The sequence below is a fragment of the Pseudomonas sp. GCEP-101 genome, assembly GCF_025133575.1.
Lineage (GTDB): Bacteria > Pseudomonadota > Gammaproteobacteria > Pseudomonadales > Pseudomonadaceae > Pseudomonas > Pseudomonas nitroreducens_B.
Genome location: NZ_CP104011.1, coordinates 4,127,020 through 4,147,326, shown reverse-complemented (window position 1 = coordinate 4,147,326; position 20,307 = coordinate 4,127,020). Strand labels below are relative to the sequence as shown.

Genomic DNA, 20,307 nt, shown 5'->3' with positions numbered 1-20,307 from the left:
CATGAAGACTCAAGTCGCCATCATCGGCGCCGGGCCTGCCGGCCTCCTGCTGGGCCAACTGCTGCACACCGCTGGCATCGACAGCGTGATCCTCGAACGCCAGACCCCCGAATACGTGCTCGGGCGCATCCGCGCCGGCGTGCTCGAACAGGGCACCACCGACCTGCTGCGCGAAGCTGGCGCCGGCGCGCGGATGGACGCCGAGGGCCTGCTCCACGATGGCTTCGAACTGGTGCTCAATGGCCGCCGCGAGCGCATCGACCTCAAGGCCCTCACCGGCGGCAAGCAGGTGATGGTCTACGGCCAGACCGAAGTCACCCGCGACCTGATGCAGGCTCGCACGGCCAGCGGCGCGATGAGCGTGTACGAAGCGGCCGACGTCGAGCTGCACGACGTTACCGGCGAAAAGCCCTACGTCACCTTCACTCACCAGGGCGAGCGCGTGCGCCTGGACTGTGACTACATCGCCGGCTGCGACGGCTTCCACGGCGTGGCCCGGCGCAGTATTCCCGCCGAGCGGCTGAGCGTCTTCGAGCGCGTCTACCCGTTCGGCTGGCTCGGTCTGCTCAGCGATACCCCGCCGGTCAACCACGAACTCATCTACGCCAGCAGCGAGCGCGGCTTCAGCCTGTGCAGCCAGCGCAGCGCCACCCGCAGCCGCTATTACCTGCAGGTGGGGTTGGAGGAGAAGGTGGAGGATTGGTCCGACGAGCGCTTCTGGGACGAACTCAAGCGCCGCATCCCTAAAGACGCCGCGCGCCAGCTGATCACCGGTCCGTCACTGGAAAAGAGCATCGCCCCGCTGCGCAGCTTCGTGGTGGAGCCACTGCAATATGGCCGGCTGTTCCTCGTCGGCGACGCCGGCCACATCGTTCCGCCCACCGGTGCCAAGGGCCTGAACCTGGCCGCCAGCGACGTGAACACGCTGTACCGCATCCTGGTGAAGGTCTACGGCGAAGGCCGCAGCGACCTGCTGGAGCAGTATTCGCCCATTGCCCTGCGGCGCATCTGGAAGGCCGAGCGCTTCTCCTGGTGGATGACCTCGATGCTGCACCAGTTCCCCGACAGCGACGCCTTCACCCGGCGCATGCTGGAGACCGAGCTGGACTACTTCCTCGGCTCCGAGGCCGGCCGCACGACCATCGCCGAGAACTACGTCGGGCTGCCATTCGAGGCCGTGGCCTGACAGCGGATTCCCCGCTGTAGGAATGCCCCGCGGGCACGGTTCGCGGGCATGGCCCGCTCCTACACGCAAGGCTCCAGCGCCGCGCCAGCCCCTGTAGGAGCGGATTCATCCGCGACCCGGCCGACAGGCCGGTGCTCTTCTCGGCCCGCCTGCGCCGGGATTTCGCGGAGAAGCTCCGCTCCTACAAAAAGCCGCACGCTCCAAAGCCCGGCCTGTAGAAATGCCCCACGGGCGCGGTTCGCGGGCATGGCCCGCTCCTACACGCAAGGCTCCAGCGCCGGGCCAGCCCCTGTAGGAGCGGATTCATCCGCGACCCGGCCGACAGGCCGGTGCTCCTCTGGGCCCGCCTGCGCCGGGATTTCGCGGAGAAGCTCCGCTCCTACAAGAGCCAGCGCTCCGAAGCTGACCCTGTAGGAGCGAGCTTGCTCGCGAACCGCCCAAGCGCGAAGTCACCCGCATCACCCACTATCCTTACCCCTCCCGCCACGCCGCTCGCCGCGAAACCGCCGGAGGCTGCCATCGACCCGGACGAAGCGAACTTCCTCAGCTACCTGCTCGCCGAAAGCGGCGACGGCGATGCGCGCGCCTTCGCCACGCTGTACCGCTGCACGGCCCCACGCCTCTATCCCCTGGCGCTGAAGCTGAAGCCCGATCAGTCAGCCGCCGACGCGCTGCTGGTCAACACCTACCTGCACGTCTGGACCGACGCCGACCACTACCACCCCACGCGCATGGCGGCACTGGACTGGATGGTCGCCCTGCTCTACCAGCTCGCCGATCACTCGTCGCCACCCTCCAGCGACGAGCCCTGGCCGGAACTACCGCCGCCGGACGACCTATGGCCCCGCATCCACGCGCGCATTCCCGATGCCGAAGACGACAGCCCAGGCCTGCGCTGGCCGCTGATCATCGCCAGCGTGGTCGGGCTGCTGATCGGCGCGGCGATTTGCCTGAGCCTGCTGCTGGAGCTTCGCCCCGCACAGTAGGCGGTCGCCTGATGGACGATGGGCATCGCTTCGCTCAATGCCATCCTACCAATGTGCCCCTACCAACCTCGGGACGCTCCGTAGGATGGGTGGAGCGCAGCGATACCCATGCCGCTGCCATCCACCACTCCTACCCTCGAATCGACACACTCCTGCCCAGCGCCTTCATCCGCCATAAAAACCCTGAATTCAGTGCGGCATCACCTTGCCAAGCCGCCGCGTACTTGGCATAAACGTCCGATTCTTTTTCGCACACCTAACAAGGAAGTTTCGATGCGCATTCTCGGCCGCGTCCTACTTGCAGTCCTGCTACTGCTCCTGCTCATCGGAGGCGTCGTCGCCTGGTACACCGCGCATCCCAACCTCCCCGAATACACCAAGCCGGAGCGGATGATCCACCTCGACCAGTGGAGCCCGGCGGATCGCGAAACCTACTACTACACGCCCCAGGGCACCCAGGTGAAAGGCCTGCGCTACGACTGGTTCACCCACCTCGAGCAGCCCTTCTCCCGGGACAAGTTCGCCAGCCCCGAAAACCTCGCGCGCTTCGGCTTCCTCATCGAACCCGAGCAGATCGGCCGCGACGCCGACGACACCCTCGCCGCCAGTGCGAAGAACCCGGGCAACCTGCCGGTCGGCTTCGCCCGCCACCAGGACGGCGAAACCGGCGCCTGGTACCTGGACATCACCTGCTCCGCCTGCCACACCGGCGAATTGCGCTACCAGGGCACCGCCGTGCGCATCGACGGCGGCGCGGCCATGCACTCCATCGCCTCCACCGTGCCCACCCTGCGCGGCGGGGCGTTCGGCCAGGCGCTGGGCGCCAGCCTCGCCTCCACCTACTACGTGCCGTGGAAGTTCGACCGCTTCGCCAAGGGCGTGCTGGGCGACCGCTACCCCAAGGGCAAGGCTGCGCTCAAACGCGACGTGCGCAACGTGCTCGGCACGCTCGTGTCCACCGCCTGGAACGACACCCACCGCGGCCTCTACCCGACCCTGGAAGGCCCCGGCCGCGCCGACGCGTTCGGCCGCATCGCCAACAGCGTGTTCGGCGACGGCATCGACGCCTCCAACTACCGCGTCGCCAACGCCCCGGTGAACTACCCGCAGGTGTGGGACATCTGGAAATTCGACTGGGTGCAATGGAACGGCTCGGCCATGCAGCCCATGGCACGCAACATCGGCGAAGCCCTGGGCGTCGGCGCCACGCTGCGGATGTTCGAGAGCGACGGCAAGCCGGTGCTGGGCGATGAGCGCTACGCCTCCAGCGTGCGCCTGCGCGACCTCTACACCCTCGAGGAAACCCTCAAGCAGCTCAAACCGCCGACCTGGCCGAAGGAGGTCTTCGGCGAAATCGACCTGAAGAAGGCCGCCCAGGGCCGCGCCCTGTTCCAGGCCAACTGCGTCTACTGCCACGGCCCGCACATCAAGGCCCTCGGCTCCGCCGACAGCATTGCCCCGGAGCGCGTCCCCGAATGGGCGATGAAGATGGTGTCCACCCAGGAAATCGGCACCGACCCGACCACCGCCAACAACATCGCCGACCACACCTTCGACGTGCGCGCGCTGAAGTGGAAGGTCGAAGACCTGAAGAACATGAACGTGCGCCTCTACCCCAAGAGCGAGGAACCGCTGGACCTGTCGAAGATCTCCGCGGCCAAGGGCCTGGCCTACGTCACCGCGTTCGTCGAGCAGCGCGGCTACCGCGATGCGCACATCAGCCCCGAGCAGCAGAAGGAAATGAACGGCTACGGCCTCGACATCGGCGTGCGTGAACTGCGCGCCTACAAGGCTCGCCCGCTGGACGGCATCTGGGCGACCCCGCCCTTCCTGCACAACGGCTCGGTGCCCAACCTGTTCCAGTTGCTCTCCCCGGTGGCCGAGCGCGACAGCCAGTTCTGGGTCGGCAGCTTCGAGTACGACCCCAAATACGCCGGCTACCGCACCGAGCGCTTCCCTGGCGGCTTCCTCTACAAGACCAGCGTCACCGGCAACAGCAACGGCGGCCACGAATTCCGCGACGGCTGCCGCAAGGACGGCGTCATCGGCCGCGCCCTGTCGCCGGAAGAACGCTGGGCGCTGGTGGAATACCTGAAGGTGCTGGGCAACCCCGAGTACGAAAACCGCCTCGACCCGAACGTGCCCACCCCGCCGTGGACGCCGGGGCCGAAGTGCGAATGAGCCGCGCGCCCGGATTGCTCTTCGTAGGAGCGAGCTTGCTCGCGAACCCGCCCAGATCCGGCGCCGCCGGACAGCCCGTTCGCGAGCAAGCTCGCTCCTACAGGCAAACCGTGCTCGGCAGCACCGCCTGAACACCGATCCGCCCCTCTCCCTCCGGAGCCGGGCGCGTAGCCAGAGCTGGAGTGAGGGCCAAGGCCCGCTCCGAAGCTCCACCGAATCACCGAACCAGCCCCCTCTCCCTTCAGGGAGAGGGTTGGGGAGAGGGAAACGCCCAGCGCCACCCCCTTCCCGTAGCACCATCCGCCAAGCAGTCCCCTTTCCCCGGAGAGGGTCAGGGAGGGAAACCCCCAGGAATCCCCTCCATAAAAAAAGAACACGAAAGGACCCCGTGCCATGCGCTCCCTGCTCACCCGAATCTGGCTCTTCCTTGGCAAATGGCTCGGCCGTCTGCTGCTCGCCGTCGCCGCCATCGGCCTGCTCGGCTGGGGCATCGGCAGCCTCTACTACGCGTGGAAATTCTCCGGCCCCGTCTCCGCCCAGGAAGAAATCCCGCCGGGCGAAGCCCAGCTCACCCAGGCCATCATCGAAGACGCCATACGCATCGTCGAACAGCACCGCGACAACACCCGCGTGCTGCGCGACGCCCACGCCAAGGCCCATGGCTGCGTGAAGGCCGACGTCACCGTCGCCAGCGACCTCGCCCCCGGCCTGCGCCAGGGCGTGTTCGCGGAACCCGGCCACAAATGGCAAGCCATGGTCCGCTTCTCCAACGGCAACGCCTACCCGCAGTTCGACAGCGCCCGCGACGCCCGCGGCATGGCCATCAAGCTGCTCGACGTGCCCGGCGCAAAGCTGATGCCCGGCAAGGGCCACGACACCGAGCAGGACTTCGTCATGTTCAACCACCCGGTGTTCTTCGTCCGCGACGTCGCCGAGTACCGGCAGAACTTCGCCGCGCAAGCCAGCGGCCAGAAGATCGCCGCGTTCTTCCCCAGCTGGAAGCCCAGCACCTGGGAAATCCGCCACCTGATAATCGCCCTGCAGACCCTCGCCCCCGCCCCGGACAGCCCCCTGCAGGCCGGCTACAACGGCATCGCACCGTACAAGCTGGGCGAGGAAAACAACATCAAGTACCGCGTCATCCCGCAGACCGAAGGCTGCCCGGCCTACCAGTTGCCCAAGCTCAACGAGAAGCTGCCCAACTTCCTGCGCACCGCCCTGTACCAGCAGCTCTCGGTCGACCGCGTCCCCGCCTGCTTCGCCCTGCAGGTGCAGAAACAGGACCCGAGCAAGTACATGCCCATCGAAGACACCAGCGTCGAATGGAGCGAAAAGGACTCCCCCTTCCAGACCGTCGCCACCGTCAGCATCCCGCCCCAGGACTTCGACAGCCGCGAGCAGAACCTCGCCTGCGACAACCTCTCCTACAACCCCTGGCACGCCCTGCCCGAACACCGGCCGATTGGGGGCATCAACCGGTTGAGGAAGGCGGTTTATGAGGCGGTGAGTGTGTATCGGCACCAGAGGAATGGGGTGGGTGGGGAATGAGCCTGATTGCCGTATTGGTTTGATACACTCTGCCCATGACAAGGTCTGTTCGGTACGCCACTAGATACCGTGTAACAGCTTGCCAAGCAGGAATGGGATAGCACGGAGAACACATGCTCACAAAGATTGAAGCAAATGGATTTAAAAATCTTCTAGATTTCTCAATGTCTCTAGGCCCATTCAATTGCATAGCCGGCCTAAATGGGGTTGGAAAATCCAACATATTTGACGCAATAAAATTCCTATCACTTCTAAGCGATAAAAGCATTGTCGAAGCAGCTTTAGCAGTACGCGACTCTGAATCCACCGACCCTTTAGATATCTTCTGGACGAACGGTGACTACAGGGCTGATCGTATAAGCCTCGCCGTGGAAATGATTGTTCCATTAGACATAGTCGATGACTTCGGTCGGAAAGCCCAGGCAAAGTCCACATTCTTGAGGTACGAAATCGAAATCGCTCGCGACCCCAACGAAGAAAAAGAGGGATCACTAGGATTATACCTCGCCCGCGAAACGCTCAATCACATCAACAAAGGTGATGCGGCCAATCTAATAAACTTCCCTCTTAGCGCCTCCCAGTTTCGCGACCAAGTGGTAATTAACAAACGCAAAGGAGCAGGCTTCATCTCGACGCAAGTCATGGACGATGGAGTTATTGAAATCCATCTCCACCAAGACGGAGGCAGCAGCGGTCAGCCTCAAAAAATCCCCGCACGCCACATCCCAAAAACAGTTATCGCAAACACCAACAGCGCCGTCTGGCCAACAATTCTTGCTGCACGCAGAGAAATGCAATCATGGCGTTTCCTTTCGTTAGAGCCAAGCGCTATGCGACGCTCAAACAAAATGCATGAGGACGGAACTGTGGGCGCCGACGGAGGAAAGCTCGCCGCAACACTTCATCGGTTATACCGCAGAGATGAAAATGTATATTCTCGTGTAGCAAGCCGACTCTCTGCCATCATCCCCACCTCGGATGTAAGAGTAGACGTCGACCAAGTAAGACAGCTTCTAACTGTTGAAGTAAAAGAACGTTCAGGAGCCTTTCTACCGGCACGAGCACTCTCGGACGGGACGTTACGATTTCTATCGCTATGCATAATCGCAGAGGATCCAGACTTCAAGGGGCTGCTCTGCTTCGAGGAGCCGGAAAACGGTATCCATCCTGCTAAAATGCAGGCAATGCTTTCTTTACTCAAAGAGCTTGCAGTCGACCCTACAGAAGCGACTGGCGAGGACAATCCAATGCGCCAGATTCTAATTGCGACTCACTCCCCAGTCCTCGTAAAACTCGAAGTGCCCGATGATCTAATTTATGCAGATGTAGTTAAAGTTCGAGGCTTGGACGGAAAGCCCGCCTCCACCATACGCTGTAAGAGCCTGAAGGGCAGCTGGAGAAGCAAGGCTGGCGATGAATGCATTGAGAAAGGCTCAATCATCTCTTACTTGAATCTCCCACCAGACAGCCAGATATCCCTTGCCTTCGAAGAGTAAGCACCAGGAAGTGCATTATGAAAATAAATTTCATCTTGACCGGCGAAGGAACGTCAGATCTTCGCTTGGTAGACCATATAGAAACCATACTCATAAATGAAGGCTTCTCGGAGGTGAGCGGTGAAGCCCCCGATCTTCGACTTTTTGAGCCTCCCATTGGAAACTCCGTGAGAGACAAGCTCGTAACTCTCGCAAAGAACTACCCGAGTGCCGACGTTTTTTTCGTACACCGTGATGCAGATAGCGCAGGATTGATTGCAAGAGAAAGAGAAATATTAGACTCCGCCCAAAACATAATTTCGGCAGAAAAGATAATACCTGTAATTCCTGTCACCATGTTAGAAACATGGCTTCTTGCGGACACCCAAGCGCTAAAGAGAGTAGCGGGCAATCAATCATTCCGTGGAAACATCGAGCCGTTAAGTAGAAATCGAAACCTGGAAACAATCGCAAACTCTAAGCAAATACTTCTCGAAGTTCTATGCCTCATTAGCGAAACTGAAGGAGCCCGCCTTAGAAAATTTAAAAATCGATTTCAGGATATGCGTGCGCGCCTGACTTATGACCTAGACCCCGACGGACCAGTAAACAATCTTGACTCTTATAGAAATTTCAGAGCTTTTATTCGAAATTTCTCACAATCAAAGTTAGCTGGGGAGTAGCCACCACCTTTAAATAACGAAATTCATGCCATTCATATCTACCGGCCTTGCTGTGCGCAGGGCCGGGATTAGCAGCTCGACGCTCGATAGACTATTGCCGATCTGGATAGGCGACCCAACTATATGGACCACGGGCCGCCCACCGGACCGCGGTGTGTTGGTTCGAGTGCCTGCTGATCCAACATCGTCCGTAGTGGCCTGCTCTTAGTAGAGATGCTGCTGAAATGGACAATTCAATCCTGCCAATCCCACGCTCCTTCCTTTGTAATCGCCCCTGGCGCGCAGTCGCGGGCGTGGTCCGCTCCTACAGGTGAAGCGCGGCCTGCGTAAGACTTCGTAATTATCGCCGCCACGTGCAGGAATTTTCCGATAGAGCCCTGCTCCCCCGCTCCCTAGCCTTGCGCTCCATGCATTCGACGCGCGCGGGCTGCTCATTCCGTGTAGATCCCTCCGCCGCCGTCCTGCCCTGGAGAGTTTCCGCATGTCTGCCGTCGAGAAGAAGTTGAACAAGCTGGCCGCCACCTTTCGCGCTGCGCTGGCCAAGGGGAATTACCCGCAGGGCCGCGACGTGGCGCGCCAGGCGCTGCAGATCGCGCCGAACCATCCCACGCTGCTGGCGGATTACGCCCTGTGCCTGATGCGGACGAAGAACTACGAACAGGCTTACAAGACGTATCTCAAGCTGCTCAACACCCTGGGCGAGGAGAAGATGCCGAACACGGCCCTGGACGGGCTGACCGAGGCGTGCGGCTGGCTGAACAAGCCGGAGCTGGTGCGCCGCTACGGCAACCTGTCGCTCAGCGTGGCGGACCGCAAGTACAGCCAGTTCCCGGCGCATCCCCTGCCCGCCGCGTCGCCGCCGGCGTTCGACGGCTCGCATCCCGAGCGCAACCTGATCGTCTTCTCGCTGTTCGGCGCGCGCCCGCGCTATTGCGAGAGCGCACTGAAAAACGTCGAGGCGGCGCGCGAGCTATTCCCGCAGTGGCGCTGCCGCTTCTATGTGGACGACTCGGTGCCGCAGGCTGTGCAGGCGCGGCTGGCCGAGGCCGGGGCGCAGGTGGTGCGGGTGGACGATGAGACCCGGCACGGCATCCCCGCGACCATGTGGCGCTTCCTGGTGATGGAGGATGGCGAGGTGGCGCGCTTCCAGGTGCGCGATGCCGACTCGCTGCTCTCCGAGCGCGACCAGGCAGCGGTGGAGGCCTGGCTGCGGAGCGACCGCTGGTATCACCACATGCGCGACTACTTCACCCATACCGAGCTGCTGCTGGCCGGCATGTGGGCCGGTTGCCACAACCCGAACCTGCCGGGCATCCGCGCGCTGATCGCGCAGTATCTGAAGGAAGAAAAGGCGCACCAGCGCTACGCCGACCAATACTTCCTGCGGCGCAGCCTGTGGCCGACCATCCGCCAGAGCCTGCTGAACCACGACGATCTGTTCGGCTTCCTCGACGCACAGCCCTTCCCGCCGCACGCGCCGGTGCGCTGGCGAACGGAAGTCTTCCACGTGGGCTGCAACGCCAGTTACCAGGGCATCAAGGTGGACAGCAAGCTGGCGGACGGCGAGTTGCAGCCCTGGGGCCTGTTCGACGCCGAGGGCACGCTGTTGTGCCGTTACGAGTCGCCCGTGACCAAGGGCGCCTGGGGGGAATTGATGCCGTATTTCCTCTGCGAGGCGATTGCCGATGGCCGTTGCACGGTGCGCAGCCTGGCCAAGTGAAGCGGCTGTGGCGGCGTGGGTCGCCGAGATTGAGGGAAGAAGCCCCGGAGAAACGAGCGCCATGCCAAGGCGTTTCCCGATGAACATCCGTTCCGCCGCGATGGATTCGCGGACAAGGTCCGCTCCTACCTCAACGCCTGCGTGGTGGTTTGCCCTCTCCCTAACCCTCTCCCTGAAGGGAGAGGGGACTGGTTCGGAGCACGATGAAACCATAGGGGCAGCCGGCACGGGTGCCTTCCTCTCCCGCCAGCCTCGAGCTGTAGGAGCGAGCTTGCTCGCGAACCTCCCCATCGCGGTGGTCCCTGTAGGAGCAACTGCCTTTTTTCTGAAACCTCCTGCCAGCGTCTTCCCTCTCCCTAACCCTCTCCCTGAAGGGAGAGGGGACGTATGGAGCAGCGTGATGCCGACGTGTCAGCCGGCACGAGCTGTTCGCTCTCCCCTTGGAGCGGGGCGCGCAGCCTGGGCGGGAGAAAGGGCACGTCCCGTCCTCAGGCATCCGCCAGGGGGCGTGGCTTGTTGACGTATTTGAAGGTGCCCGAGGACGTCGCCACCACCACGCCCTGGCTGTTGCGCAGCTCGCCCTCGCAGAAGGCGATCGAGCGCGTGTGGTGCAGTACCTTGCCGTGGGCTTCCAGCACTTCGCCTACTTCGCCGCCGGGGCGCAGGAAGCTGGTTTTCATCTCCACGGTCACCACGCCGCGGTAGGCGTCGTCGGCGTCGCTGGCGCTCAAGGCCATGGCGACGTCGAGCAGGGTCATGATCAGCCCGCCGTGGGCATTGGCCCAGCCATTGACCAGCTGCGGTTCGACGCGCACGACCAGCCGACCCGGCCCGTTGCCGTCCTCCGCCGGGGCGTGGCGGAACTGCAGGAAGTCGAGCATGGGAATGGCAATGCCGCGGTGGGCGGTGTAGAGCTTGAGCTGTTCGATATCGAAGGGCATGGAACATCCTGAGGCATCGGGTGGAACCCGTGATGTTCCCCGCCTTGAACGGTGCGTCGCAAGCCCGGCGAGGCGTCATGCACAGCGGGAATGCCCGCCGATGGCGCCCCCGCACGGCCTCTGAGAAGGCTCAGCGGGATTTGCGCGTGCCGTTCTTCTTGGTGCTCTGGCGCTCCACGGCCTGGACGAAGAGCTCTTCGACCAGCAGCGACTGGATCGGTGCGCGGGTTTCCAGGGACAGGCTCATGGCTTCGAGCTTCTGGTTCACCCCCAGCCGGGCGATGCCGCACAGCAGGATGCGCTGGGCGCCGAAGATGCTGCCCTTGTCGACCAGGACTTCCCGGGGCTTTTCGCCGTCCAGGTAACTGACCTTCAGAGCAATGGCGGTGTCGTCGTGTACCGCGAGATTCAGCCAGGTGGCGATGTTGAATTCGACCACCCAGCCCAGGCCGGTTTTCTTGGCGACGGCTTCCCGGACCAGATGAGCAGGAACCGGACCCAGGGGGGTGCTGTGGTTTTCCATGGGGCTACTTCTGACTGCTGCGGGTAGAGCGAAATGCGCTAACGGAAGACCCGATTTTATGTGAAGCAGTTCAAGTTTTCAGTCGGATTTTTGTAAGACAACCGCTACCGAGTATGCGGGAAGATACAGAAGCGAACCGCTCTGGAATGCCACTCTGCGGCGAGAATCGACTGAAGGAAGCGAAGGTGATGGCGCGGAATACCGGATACTGTCCGACGAAGTGAAAGCCAGCGGCAGCGGCATCGTGCGGGGCCGCTCCGGCGCATGGCCGAAGCGACCTCGTCGTGACCGCCTGGCGGGCACAGACGCCGGCATGGCCGGCGCCCCTGCCCGCTCGATCAGGCCGCGCCAGCGAAGGCGCGAGGCCGGTGCTCGCCCGAACGGTTCTTGCGCACTTCCCGGCGCTCTCTGAAGTCCAGTTCTTCCGGGGCGTCCATGCGTTCCTGCAGGTCCTCGATGACCTGCGGGGTCAACAGCTTGCGATGCCTTGTCATACGCACCTCCTGCGGTCGGGCGCCTCCTCTATTGGACTAGCACGCGGGGAGGAAGATTCAACAGCCAGGCGGGGCGGATTGACCGAGTGGTCAGGCGGGTTGGCCGTAGGAAACTACACGAGAATGATGTGGCAGAAGACAAACCTGCAGGAGCGAGAGGGACGCATCGTTATTGCTCGCGAACAGACTTCCCGGCAGCACCCGCATTGGGCTGTTCGCGAGCACGCTCGCTCCTACGAAAAGGCGGCAACGGCGTACAACCGAGGGCGGTTGTACGCCGTGTGATCAACGCAACTCGTCGACCAGGCTCGCCACCGTGACCAGCACCGCCTCCGCCAGGGCCTTGGAGCGCGCGCCGTTCCAGCCGGTGCGCGGGTTGGGCGACAGGTTGTGGTCCTTGAACGGCATTTCCAGGGTCAGCGACAGGCAATCGTAGGTGCGGCCGACGTGGTTGCAGGCCAGGGTCAGGTTGGCCTGGCCCGGAGCGTCCTTGGGGTAGCCGTGCACGCTCTGGAATTCGCCGTTGGCTTCCAGGCGCTCGCGGAACAGGCTTTCCAGGCGATCCAGGCGCGGGGTGAACTCCGGGTTGCCTTCGCAGCCGGCGGCGAACACGAAGGGGATCTCTTCGTCGCCGTGCACGTCGAGGAACAGGTCCACGCCGTAGCGCGCCATCTGCTCCTGCACGAACAGCACTTCCGGGCTCTCCTCGGCGCTGGGCGCGGCCCAGGCGCGGTTGAGGTCCTTGCCGGCGGCGTTGGTGCGCAGGTGGCCGTGGAAGGCGCCGTCCGGGTTCATGTTCGGCACCAGGTAGAAGTCGGCGTGCTGAAGCAGGCGCTGGATATCGGCGTCGGCGGATTGCAGGCGTTCGATCAGGCCTTCCATGAACCACTCGGCCATGTGCTCGCCGGGGTGCTGCTGGGCGATCAGCCAGATCTTGCGCGCACCCGGCGCGCCGTTGCCGATGCGCAGCAGCGGCAGTTCGCGGCCTTCCACGCTGTGGCCGGTGGCGAGCAGCTCGGCGCCATTGGCGATGGCACGCTTCACCAGCTCGGCATGGCGCTCGCGGCTGTAGGGTTCGAAGTAGGCGAACCAGGCCTGGGCCTGCTCGGCAACCAGGCTGAAATGCAGGCCGTTGGCGTCGAAGGTGCTGGGCACGCGGAACCAGTCGCGCTGGTCAAAGGAGGCCACGGCGTTGTAGCCCGACCACCCGCCGGTGTAGCTGGAGCCGGGCGTGTTGGTCAGGCTGAACCGGTAGGTCTGGCCGGGCTCCAGGCCCTCGGCCTTGAAGTGGAACCACTGGAAGTGCGGGCTTTTCGTGTCCGGGCGCAGCGCCAGGCGCACGTAACGCGGGTCGCTGTCGTCGATGACCTGGATGTTGCCGCTGTCGAAATCGCAGTCGATCTTCATGAATTCTCCGTGGGCGCGCGGACCTTGGGCGCCAAAGCCCCGCATTTTCGCCCTCCTCGCTGCTCCTGTCATGTCCGCGTGACTTGCGCCGATGAATATATTATGTTCGTAATATAAATCAGGTAACGCTTTCCCAGGCCTCGCGCTGGTGATCCGGCGGGCACGGACTAACCTCGATTCACCCTTCTTTCCAACTGCGGAGAACACGGCATGAGCACTTACGATGTGATCGTCATCGGCGGCGGCCCCGGCGGCTACAACGCGGCGATTCGCGCGGGCCAGCTGGGCCTGAAGGTCGCTTGCGTGGAGGGTCGCGAGACCCTCGGCGGCACCTGCCTGAACGTCGGCTGCATGCCGTCCAAGGCGCTGCTGCATGCATCCGAGCTCTACGAGGCAGCGGCCGGCGGCGAGTTCGCCAACCTCGGCATCCAGGTCAAGCCGACGCTGGACCTGGCGCAGATGATGAAACAGAAGTCCGAGAGCGTCGCCGCGCTGACCAAGGGCGTCGAGTTCCTCTTCCGCAAGAACAAGGTGGAGTGGGTGAAGGGCTGGGGCCGCCTCGACGGGCCGGGCAAGGTCGAAGTGACCGCCGCCGATGGCAGCAAGACCGTGCTCAGCGCCAAGGACATCATCATCGCCACGGGTTCGGAGCCCTCCCCGCTGCCCGGCGTGAACGTGGACAACCAGCGCATCCTCGACTCCACCGGCGCGCTGTCCATCCCCGAGGTGCCCAGGCACCTGGTGGTGATCGGCGCCGGCGTCATCGGCCTGGAGCTGGGTTCGGTGTGGCGCCGCCTGGGCGCGGAGGTCACGGTGATCGAGTACCTGGACCGCATCTGCCCCGGCATGGACCTGGAAACCGCCAAGACCTTCCAGCGCGCGCTGACCAAGCAGGGCATGAGCTTCAAGCTGGGCAGCAAGGTCACCCAGGCCACGGTCAGCGGCAAGCAGGTGACCCTGAGCGTGGAGCCGGCCGCCGGCGGCGCGGCGGAGTCGATCCAGGCGGATTACGTGCTGCTGGCCATCGGCCGCCGCCCCTACACCCAGGGTCTCGGGCTGGAAAGCGTCGGGCTGGCCACGGACAAGCGCGGCATGCTGGAGAACCACGAGCACCGCAGCAGCGTGCCGGGCATCTGGGTGATCGGCGACGTCACCTCCGGCCCGATGCTTGCCCACAAGGCCGAGGACGAGGCCATCGCCTGCGTCGAGCTGATCGCCGGCAAGGCCGGGGAAGTGAACTACGACGTGATCCCGGGCGTGATCTACACCCACCCGGAAGTCGCCACCGTGGGCAAGACCGAAGAGCAGCTCAAGGCCGAGGGCCGCGCCTACAAGGTGGGCAAGTTCCCCTTCACCGCCAACAGCCGGGCGAAGATCAACCACGAGACCGAAGGCTTCGTGAAAGTGCTGGCGGACGAGCGCAGCGACGAAATCCTCGGCGTGCACATGATCGGCCCGAACGTCGGCGACATGATCGCGGAATACTGCGTAGCGATGGAGTTCCGCGGCGCCGCCGAGGACGTCGCGCGCACCTGCCACCCGCACCCGACCCGTTCGGAGGCGCTGCGCCAGGCCGCCATGAACGTGGACGGCTGGGCCATGCAGGCATGACCGTCCGTCGCCTCTGACAAACGGGCCATGCGGCGCGATGGCGCACCTCCCATCGCGCTGCAGGCCACGGTTGACGGGGCCTGCAGCGTTCAGCTCGGTTTAATTTGCGACGCCTTTGTGTACAAACGCGACATGGCCTGTGACTTTCTTCGGCTCTGAAAACATCAATTGCGTGAACGAACACGAAAGCGGATGAACCGCTTTCGCCACCTTCGCAATGGATTACCGCAGAGAGATCACAACCATGCATGCGACTCTTCGTTTTAACGAGGCTCTGCTGATCACCGGACGAGCCTTCCAACCCTTCCACTGTGTGACTTGGGTTGATCAAGGGGGCGACGGCAGCCTCGACCTGTCCGTCCTCGACCGTACCGGTACCCGCCTGCTGGGCCTCACCCGCATCCCCAGCTCCGCCTACTCCGACCCGGAGCAGCTCGAAGGCCTGCTGAACCAGGCCCGCGACGAGCTGAACCGCGAAGGCTACCGCCTGCAGGAATGGCACATGCCCGCCTGATCCGCACCCAGGTACCTCGAAAAGCCCGGCCCATGCCGAGCTTTTTCGTTGGTGCCGCCAGCCGTCGGCAAGCATTCAATTTCCCACGGCGCTCGCCGATAGAAGGTTACCGGTCGCCGCTGCCCGCAGCGTTGAACGTCGACGCCGAACCGTAGCGCCCCGCTCGTCCGATTCCATCGCCGCGACACGGGTTTCGCAGGGGCGGCGACCGACAATGATGGCAATTTGCACCCATCCTGTGCTCTGCTTCGCACTGGCTACCCCGTCTCGTCTTCCACCGGGCCTTCGGCACGCAGTACGGTCTTCGTTCAATGCTCGATCTGCAGCGATATTTCTACAGCGGCGATTCCCCTTCGCTGCTGGTTTTCGGCGAGCACAACACGGCACTGGTGCTGCTTTCCGTGCTCATCGCCATCTTCACCTCGACCATGGCCCTGCAGCTGTCGGGCGTGGCGCGACTGGCGCGCAACCCGTTCTATCGTCAACTGGCCATCGGCACCGGCGCGGTCGCGCTGGGCGGCGGCGTGTGGGCGATGCACTTCATCGGCATGCTGTCCTTCCAGCTGTGCGCGGCGGTGCGCTATGACCCGCTGATCACCCTGCTGTCCGGCCTGCCGAGCCTGTTCGCCTCGTGGATCGCCCTGAACCTGCTGGCCCGGCGCAACGTCAGCCGCCTGCAGTTGATCGGCGGCGGCGTACTGGTCGGCGCCGGCATCGGCGCCATGCACTACAGCGGCATGGCCGCCATGCACATGGCCCCGCTGCTGCGCTACAACCCGTGGATGTTCGCCCTGTCGATCCTGGTGGCCGTGGTGCTGGCGGTGATCGCCCTGTGGGTGCGCTTCGGCCTGCGCGGGCGGATGCGGCCGAACCTGGCCATCCTGCTCAGCGGCGCGGTGATGGGCCTGGCGATTGCCGGCATGCACTACACCGGCATGGCGGCAGCGCGCTTCGTCGGCCGGGAGGAGTTCGGCGTGCCGCAGGGGGTGCAGGGCAGCTTCTACCTGGCGATGGCGGTGTCCATGGCCACCATCAGCCTGAGCATCTGCGTCGCCGCGGTGAACGGCCTGCTGCGCTATCGCCAGCTGTTCCAGGAACTGCAGCGCCGGCGCAAGCACCTGGATTCGTTGCTCGACGCCGCGGTCGAAGCCATCCTCACCATCGACCACAGCGGCGTGATCCGCTCGGTCAACCACGCCGTGCTGCGTCTGTTCGGCTGGCACCCGCACGAACTGGTCGGCAAGTCCATGCAGGTGCTGATGAACGAGGCCTACGGCCAGCAGTTCCGCAGCGCCCTGGAGAACTACAAGCGCAGCGGCGAGCGGCAGTTCCACAATTCCGAGCTGGAACTGGAGGGCCTGACCCGCGACGGTCGCGAATTCCCGGCGCGGGTCAGCCTCGGCGTCACCGACCACGATGGCATGCCCTGGTTCGTCGTGTTCGTCGCCGACATCAGCGAACGCCGCGAGATGGAGCAGGCCCTGCGCACGCGCGAGGAGCAGTACCGCTCGCTGATCCGCAACATGCCCGGCATCGCCTTCCGCGTCGTCCCGGACGAGGTCTGGAGCATCCTCTTCGTCAGCGACGCGGTGGAGGCCGTCACCGGCTGGTCGGCGCAGGATTTCATCGAGCAGCGCGTCACCTTCAACCAGCTCTACCACCCCGACGACCAGCACGCGGTGAACGAGGAAGTCCGCCGCGCCATCGCCGAGGGCCGCAGCTACGTCGTCGAGTACCGCCTGTTCGACCGCACCGGCCGCGAGCGCTGGATCTGGGAGGGCGGCAGCGCCTGCTACGACGAGGCCGGCACGCCGCAGTGGATCGACGGCGTCCTGCTCGACCAGACCGAGAGCAAACTGCTGAGCAACGAGTACGAAGGCAAGGTCACCGCCATCGGCCGCGCCATGGCGCTGATCGAGTTCGACCTGGACGGCCGCGTGCTGGCCGCCAACGACAACATCCTCGAACTCTTCGGCTACACCGAAGCCGACGTGCTGGGCCAGCACCACAGCCTGTTCTGCCCGCCGGATATCGCCGCCAGCGCCGAGTACCGGGCGTTCTGGGACGGGCTGCGCGCGGGCGAACACAGCGCCGGCGAATACCGCCGCCTGGCCAAGGACGGGCGCGAGGTGTGGATCCACGCGACCTACAACCCGATCCTCGACTTCGACGGCCGGCCGGTGAAGGTGGTGAAGCTGGCCACCGACCTCACCCCGCGCCGCGTCATGGAGCAGGAACTGCGCAGCGCCCGCGACCGCGCCGAACAGGCCGCCGCCGCGCGCAGCAGCTTCCTCGCCAACATGAGCCATGAAATCCGCACGCCGATGAATGCCATCATGGGCTTCACCGAACTGCTGCTGGATTCGCCGCTGGAAGACAACCAGCGGCGCTACCTGAGCACCGTGCAGAACGCCTCGCGCTCGCTGCTGAGCCTGCTCAACGACATCCTCGACACCGCCAAGCTCGACCGTGGCGCCATCGAGCTGGAAGCCCTCGACTTCTCCCTGCCGGAACTGTGCGAACAGGTCTGCGCGGCGCTGCGGCTGTCCGCCGAACGCAAGGGCCTGACCCTGCGCATCGACTACGGCCAGCGCGCCGGCGAGTACTTCCGCGGCGATCCGCTGCGCCTGCAACAGGTGTTGACCAACCTGCTGGGCAACGCGGTGAAGTTCACCGAGCGTGGCGAAGTGCGCCTGGTCATCAGCGGCGAACCGGGCGCGCTGCGCCTGGCGATTCGCGACACCGGCATCGGCATTGCCGCCGACCGCCTGGAGCGCATCTTCGACCCCTTCGCCCAGGCCGATGCCTCCATGAGCCGGCGCTTCGGCGGTACCGGGCTGGGCACCACCATCTCGCGCCAACTGGTGGAGCTGATGGGCGGGCGCATCACCGTGGAGAGCGAAGTGGGCCGCGGCAGCGTGTTCACCGTCGACCTGCCCCTGCCCGCCGGGCGCAGCGTTCAGCCGACCGCACGCAGCCATGCGCCGAGCCTGCCGCCGCTGCGCATCCTGGTGGCCGACGACGTGCCGCAGAACGTCGAGTTGCTGGAGCTGAACCTGCGCCGCCTCGGCCACCGTCCGCACAGCGTCGGCGATGGTCTGGCGGCCGTGGAAGCCTACAGCGCCCAGACGTTCGACCTGATCCTGATGGATGTGCAGATGCCCGGCATGGACGGCCTGGAAGCCACGCGGCGCATCCGCGCCCTCGAACAGCAGCGTGGCGCGGCAGCCGTGCCGATCATTGCGCTCACCGCCAGCGTACTAGACCGCGACCGCCAGAATGCCCTGGACGCCGGCATGAACGGCTTCGCCAGCAAGCCACTGGATCTCGCCGGCCTGCTGGACGAGATGGCCCGCCTGCTCGGCGCCGCGCCTGCCGTCCGCCGTGCACAGCCCAGCGAGCCCGCGCCACTGGCGACCCTCGACTGGGACGCTGGCGCGCACCTGTGGGGCGGCCCGCTGCCCATGGCGCGGGCCATCGTGCGCTTCCTCGACGAACAGCACGCCAGCCTGGCGACCCTGGAAGGCGCGGTGAATCAAGGCGACCGCGCCAGCATCGCCGCCCTCGCCCACCGCCTGCGCGGCGCCGCCGCCAACCTCGCCTTGCCGCGCCTGGCCGGCGCCCTCGGCGTGCTGGAAGGCGCCGCCGACCACGGCACGGCGGAGCAGCTGGGCAGCGCGCTGGAGCGCGTTGGCGCGGAATTCGCCGTCGTCCGCGATTCGGTGCCGCTGGTGCCGGAGGCCGTCGCCGAGGTCGTTGGCGAGGCCGCCTCCCAGGACCTGCGCGAGGCGCTGCACGCCCTGCAACTGGCGCTCTCCCGCGGCGGGCTGGACGACCAGGCGCTGGAGCGCCTGCGCCTGGGCACCGCCCACAGCGAACACCGCGACGCCTTCGAAGCGTTGCGCTACGCCATCGACGACTTCGATTTCGACCAGGCCCTGGAATGGGTCCGGACACTCGGCAGCCGCCTGGAGCAAGCATGACCCTCACCGCGCAAGACCATCGGCCCTGCCTGCTGCTGGTGGACGACGAAGCCACCAACCTCCAGGTCCTGCGGCACATCCTGCAGGACGACTACCGCCTGCTGTTCGCCAAGGACGGCGACAAGGCGCTGGAACTGGCCAACCGCGAGCGCCCCGAGCTGATCCTGCTGGACGTGATGATGCCCGGCATGACCGGCTTCGAGGTTTGCCAGCGGCTCAAGGCCGAGCAGGCCACCGGCGCCATCCCGGTGATCTTCGTCACCGCCCTGGCCGACGTGCCGGATGAGGCGAAGGGCTTCGAGGTCGGCGCCGTGGACTACATCACCAAGCCCGTCAGCCCGCCCATCGTCAGGGCACGGGTGCGCACGCACCTGTCGCTGGTGCGCGTAGAGGAGCTGCGCGAGACGCGCCTGCAGATCGTCCAGCGCCTGGGCAAGGCATCCGAATACAAGGACAACGAGACCGGCCTGCACGTCATCCGCATGAGCCACTATGCGCACCTGCTGGCGCGCGCCGCGGGCTACTCGGAGAAGGCCGCCGACGACCTGCTCAACGCCGCGCCAATGCACGACGTAGGCAAGATCGGCATTCCCGACGCCATCCTGCAGAAGCCCGGCCGGCTCGACGAGCGCGAGTGGCAGGTCATGCGCCAGCATCCGGAGATCGGCGCGGGGATCATCGGCGAGCACGACTCCGACCTGCTGCGCCTGGCGCGCAGCATTGCCCTCACCCACCACGAGCGCTGGGACGGCACCGGCTATCCCAATGGCCTGCGCGGCGAAGAGATTCCCGTCGAAGGGCGCATCGTCGCCATCGCCGACGTGTTCGACGCGCTGACCAGCGCACGGCCCTACAAGCCGGCGTGGAGCATCGACGACGCCGTGGAACTGCTGCGCCGGGAAAAAGGCGGCCACTTCGACCCGCAGCTGGTGGAGCTGTTCCTCGGCTGCCTGCCCGACATCCTCGCCGTGCGCGAGCGCTGGGCCGACGCCGGCTGAACGGCGAGCCCGGCAAATCCTGCTTTACTCTGAGCTTCCCCTGCGCGGAGTAGATGC

The 20,307-nt window shown here is 64.8% G+C and carries 15 protein-coding genes; 11 read left to right on the top strand and 4 right to left on the bottom strand.

Annotated elements, in window-relative coordinates; translation table 11 throughout:
- Nucleotide 1 precedes the first annotated feature (1 nt).
- From pobA to N0B71_RS19030, 7 genes are all read left to right on the top strand, one after another.
- Nucleotides 2-1,186: a 4-hydroxybenzoate 3-monooxygenase gene (gene pobA / locus N0B71_RS19060; RefSeq protein ID WP_259754267.1), complete on the top strand. Its 1,185-nt coding sequence runs from the start codon at nt 2-4 to the stop codon at nt 1,184-1,186.
- A gap of 422 nt (nt 1,187-1,608) precedes the next feature.
- Nucleotides 1,609-2,172: a hypothetical protein gene (locus N0B71_RS19055; protein WP_259754266.1), complete on the top strand. Its 564-nt coding sequence runs from the start codon at nt 1,609-1,611 to the stop codon at nt 2,170-2,172.
- 273 nt (nt 2,173-2,445) lie between these two features.
- Nucleotides 2,446-4,353, top strand: a complete 1,908-nt coding sequence (locus N0B71_RS19050) for a c-type cytochrome (protein ID WP_259754265.1) — start codon at nt 2,446-2,448, stop codon at nt 4,351-4,353.
- Between the two features lie 393 nt (nt 4,354-4,746).
- Nucleotides 4,747-5,901, top strand: a complete 1,155-nt coding sequence (locus N0B71_RS19045) for a catalase family protein (protein WP_259754264.1) — start codon at nt 4,747-4,749, stop codon at nt 5,899-5,901.
- A gap of 113 nt (nt 5,902-6,014) precedes the next feature.
- Nucleotides 6,015-7,397 carry an AAA family ATPase gene (locus N0B71_RS19040; RefSeq protein ID WP_151186595.1) on the top strand — a complete coding sequence of 461 codons (1,383 nt, stop codon included), beginning with the start codon at nt 6,015-6,017 and terminating at the stop codon, nt 7,395-7,397.
- A 17-nt stretch (nt 7,398-7,414) separates the two neighbouring features.
- Nucleotides 7,415-8,059: a DUF4276 family protein gene (locus N0B71_RS19035; RefSeq protein WP_259754261.1), complete on the top strand. Its 645-nt coding sequence runs from the start codon at nt 7,415-7,417 to the stop codon at nt 8,057-8,059.
- A gap of 481 nt (nt 8,060-8,540) precedes the next feature.
- The gene (locus tag N0B71_RS19030; protein ID WP_259754260.1) at nt 8,541-9,779 is read left to right on the top strand and encodes a tetratricopeptide repeat protein; all 1,239 of its coding nucleotides are present in this window, start codon (nt 8,541-8,543) and stop codon (nt 9,777-9,779) included.
- 488 nt (nt 9,780-10,267) lie between these two features.
- Here the strand turns inward: N0B71_RS19030 and N0B71_RS19025 are convergent, their stop codons facing one another.
- From N0B71_RS19025 to N0B71_RS19010, 4 genes are all read right to left on the bottom strand, one after another.
- Nucleotides 10,268-10,720, bottom strand: a complete 453-nt coding sequence (locus N0B71_RS19025) for a PaaI family thioesterase (RefSeq protein WP_259754259.1) — start codon at nt 10,718-10,720, stop codon at nt 10,268-10,270.
- 130 nt (nt 10,721-10,850) lie between these two features.
- Nucleotides 10,851-11,243 (bottom strand): hypothetical protein, encoded by a 393-nt coding sequence (locus N0B71_RS19020; RefSeq protein WP_259754258.1) that lies wholly within the window; start codon nt 11,241-11,243, stop codon nt 10,851-10,853.
- A 338-nt stretch (nt 11,244-11,581) separates the two neighbouring features.
- The gene (locus tag N0B71_RS19015) at nt 11,582-11,737 is read right to left on the bottom strand and encodes a hypothetical protein (RefSeq protein ID WP_259754257.1); all 156 of its coding nucleotides are present in this window, start codon (nt 11,735-11,737) and stop codon (nt 11,582-11,584) included.
- Nucleotides 11,738-12,022: 285 nt separating this feature from the next.
- Nucleotides 12,023-13,144 (bottom strand): M14 family metallopeptidase, encoded by a 1,122-nt coding sequence (locus tag N0B71_RS19010; protein WP_259754256.1) that lies wholly within the window; start codon nt 13,142-13,144, stop codon nt 12,023-12,025.
- Between the two features lie 210 nt (nt 13,145-13,354).
- Between N0B71_RS19010 and lpdA the strand changes: the two genes are divergently transcribed.
- The 4 genes from lpdA (at nt 13,355) to N0B71_RS18990 (ending at nt 20,250) form a co-directional block, all read left to right on the top strand.
- Entirely contained in the window at nt 13,355-14,755 is a 1,401-nt protein-coding gene (gene lpdA / locus N0B71_RS19005; RefSeq protein ID WP_259754255.1) for a dihydrolipoyl dehydrogenase, read from the top strand.
- 244 nt (nt 14,756-14,999) lie between these two features.
- Nucleotides 15,000-15,269, top strand: coding sequence for a hypothetical protein (locus N0B71_RS19000; protein WP_259754254.1), 270 nt, complete (start codon nt 15,000-15,002; stop codon nt 15,267-15,269).
- Nucleotides 15,270-15,580: 311 nt separating this feature from the next.
- A complete protein-coding gene (locus N0B71_RS18995) occupies nt 15,581-19,252 on the top strand; it encodes a PAS domain S-box protein (protein ID WP_259754253.1) in 3,672 nt (1,223 codons plus the stop codon).
- Entirely contained in the window at nt 19,249-20,250 is a 1,002-nt protein-coding gene (locus tag N0B71_RS18990) for an HD domain-containing phosphohydrolase (protein WP_259754252.1), read from the top strand. Before N0B71_RS18995 ends, N0B71_RS18990 begins: the two co-directional genes overlap by 4 nt.
- Nucleotides 20,251-20,307 lie beyond the last annotated feature (57 nt).

Excerpts from the sequence above, each read along its gene's own strand:
- pobA (WP_259754267.1), top strand. The coding sequence starts at position 2 with ATGAAGACTCAAGTCGCCATCATCGGCGCCGGGCCTGCCGGCCTCCTG.
- N0B71_RS19050 (WP_259754265.1), top strand. The coding sequence starts at position 2,446 with ATGCGCATTCTCGGCCGCGTCCTACTTGCAGTCCTGCTACTGCTCCTG.
- N0B71_RS19045 (WP_259754264.1), top strand. The coding sequence starts at position 4,747 with ATGCGCTCCCTGCTCACCCGAATCTGGCTCTTCCTTGGCAAATGGCTC.
- N0B71_RS19040 (WP_151186595.1), top strand. The coding sequence starts at position 6,015 with ATGCTCACAAAGATTGAAGCAAATGGATTTAAAAATCTTCTAGATTTC.
- N0B71_RS19035 (WP_259754261.1), top strand. The coding sequence starts at position 7,415 with ATGAAAATAAATTTCATCTTGACCGGCGAAGGAACGTCAGATCTTCGC.
- N0B71_RS19030 (WP_259754260.1), top strand. The coding sequence starts at position 8,541 with ATGTCTGCCGTCGAGAAGAAGTTGAACAAGCTGGCCGCCACCTTTCGC.
- N0B71_RS19025 (WP_259754259.1), bottom strand. The coding sequence starts at position 10,720 with ATGCCCTTCGATATCGAACAGCTCAAGCTCTACACCGCCCACCGCGGC.
- N0B71_RS19020 (WP_259754258.1), bottom strand. The coding sequence starts at position 11,243 with ATGGAAAACCACAGCACCCCCCTGGGTCCGGTTCCTGCTCATCTGGTC.
- N0B71_RS19015 (WP_259754257.1), bottom strand. The coding sequence starts at position 11,737 with ATGACAAGGCATCGCAAGCTGTTGACCCCGCAGGTCATCGAGGACCTG.
- N0B71_RS19010 (WP_259754256.1), bottom strand. The coding sequence starts at position 13,144 with ATGAAGATCGACTGCGATTTCGACAGCGGCAACATCCAGGTCATCGAC.
- lpdA (WP_259754255.1), top strand. The coding sequence starts at position 13,355 with ATGAGCACTTACGATGTGATCGTCATCGGCGGCGGCCCCGGCGGCTAC.
- N0B71_RS19000 (WP_259754254.1), top strand. The coding sequence starts at position 15,000 with ATGCATGCGACTCTTCGTTTTAACGAGGCTCTGCTGATCACCGGACGA.
- N0B71_RS18995 (WP_259754253.1), top strand. The coding sequence starts at position 15,581 with ATGCTCGATCTGCAGCGATATTTCTACAGCGGCGATTCCCCTTCGCTG.
- N0B71_RS18990 (WP_259754252.1), top strand. The coding sequence starts at position 19,249 with ATGACCCTCACCGCGCAAGACCATCGGCCCTGCCTGCTGCTGGTGGAC.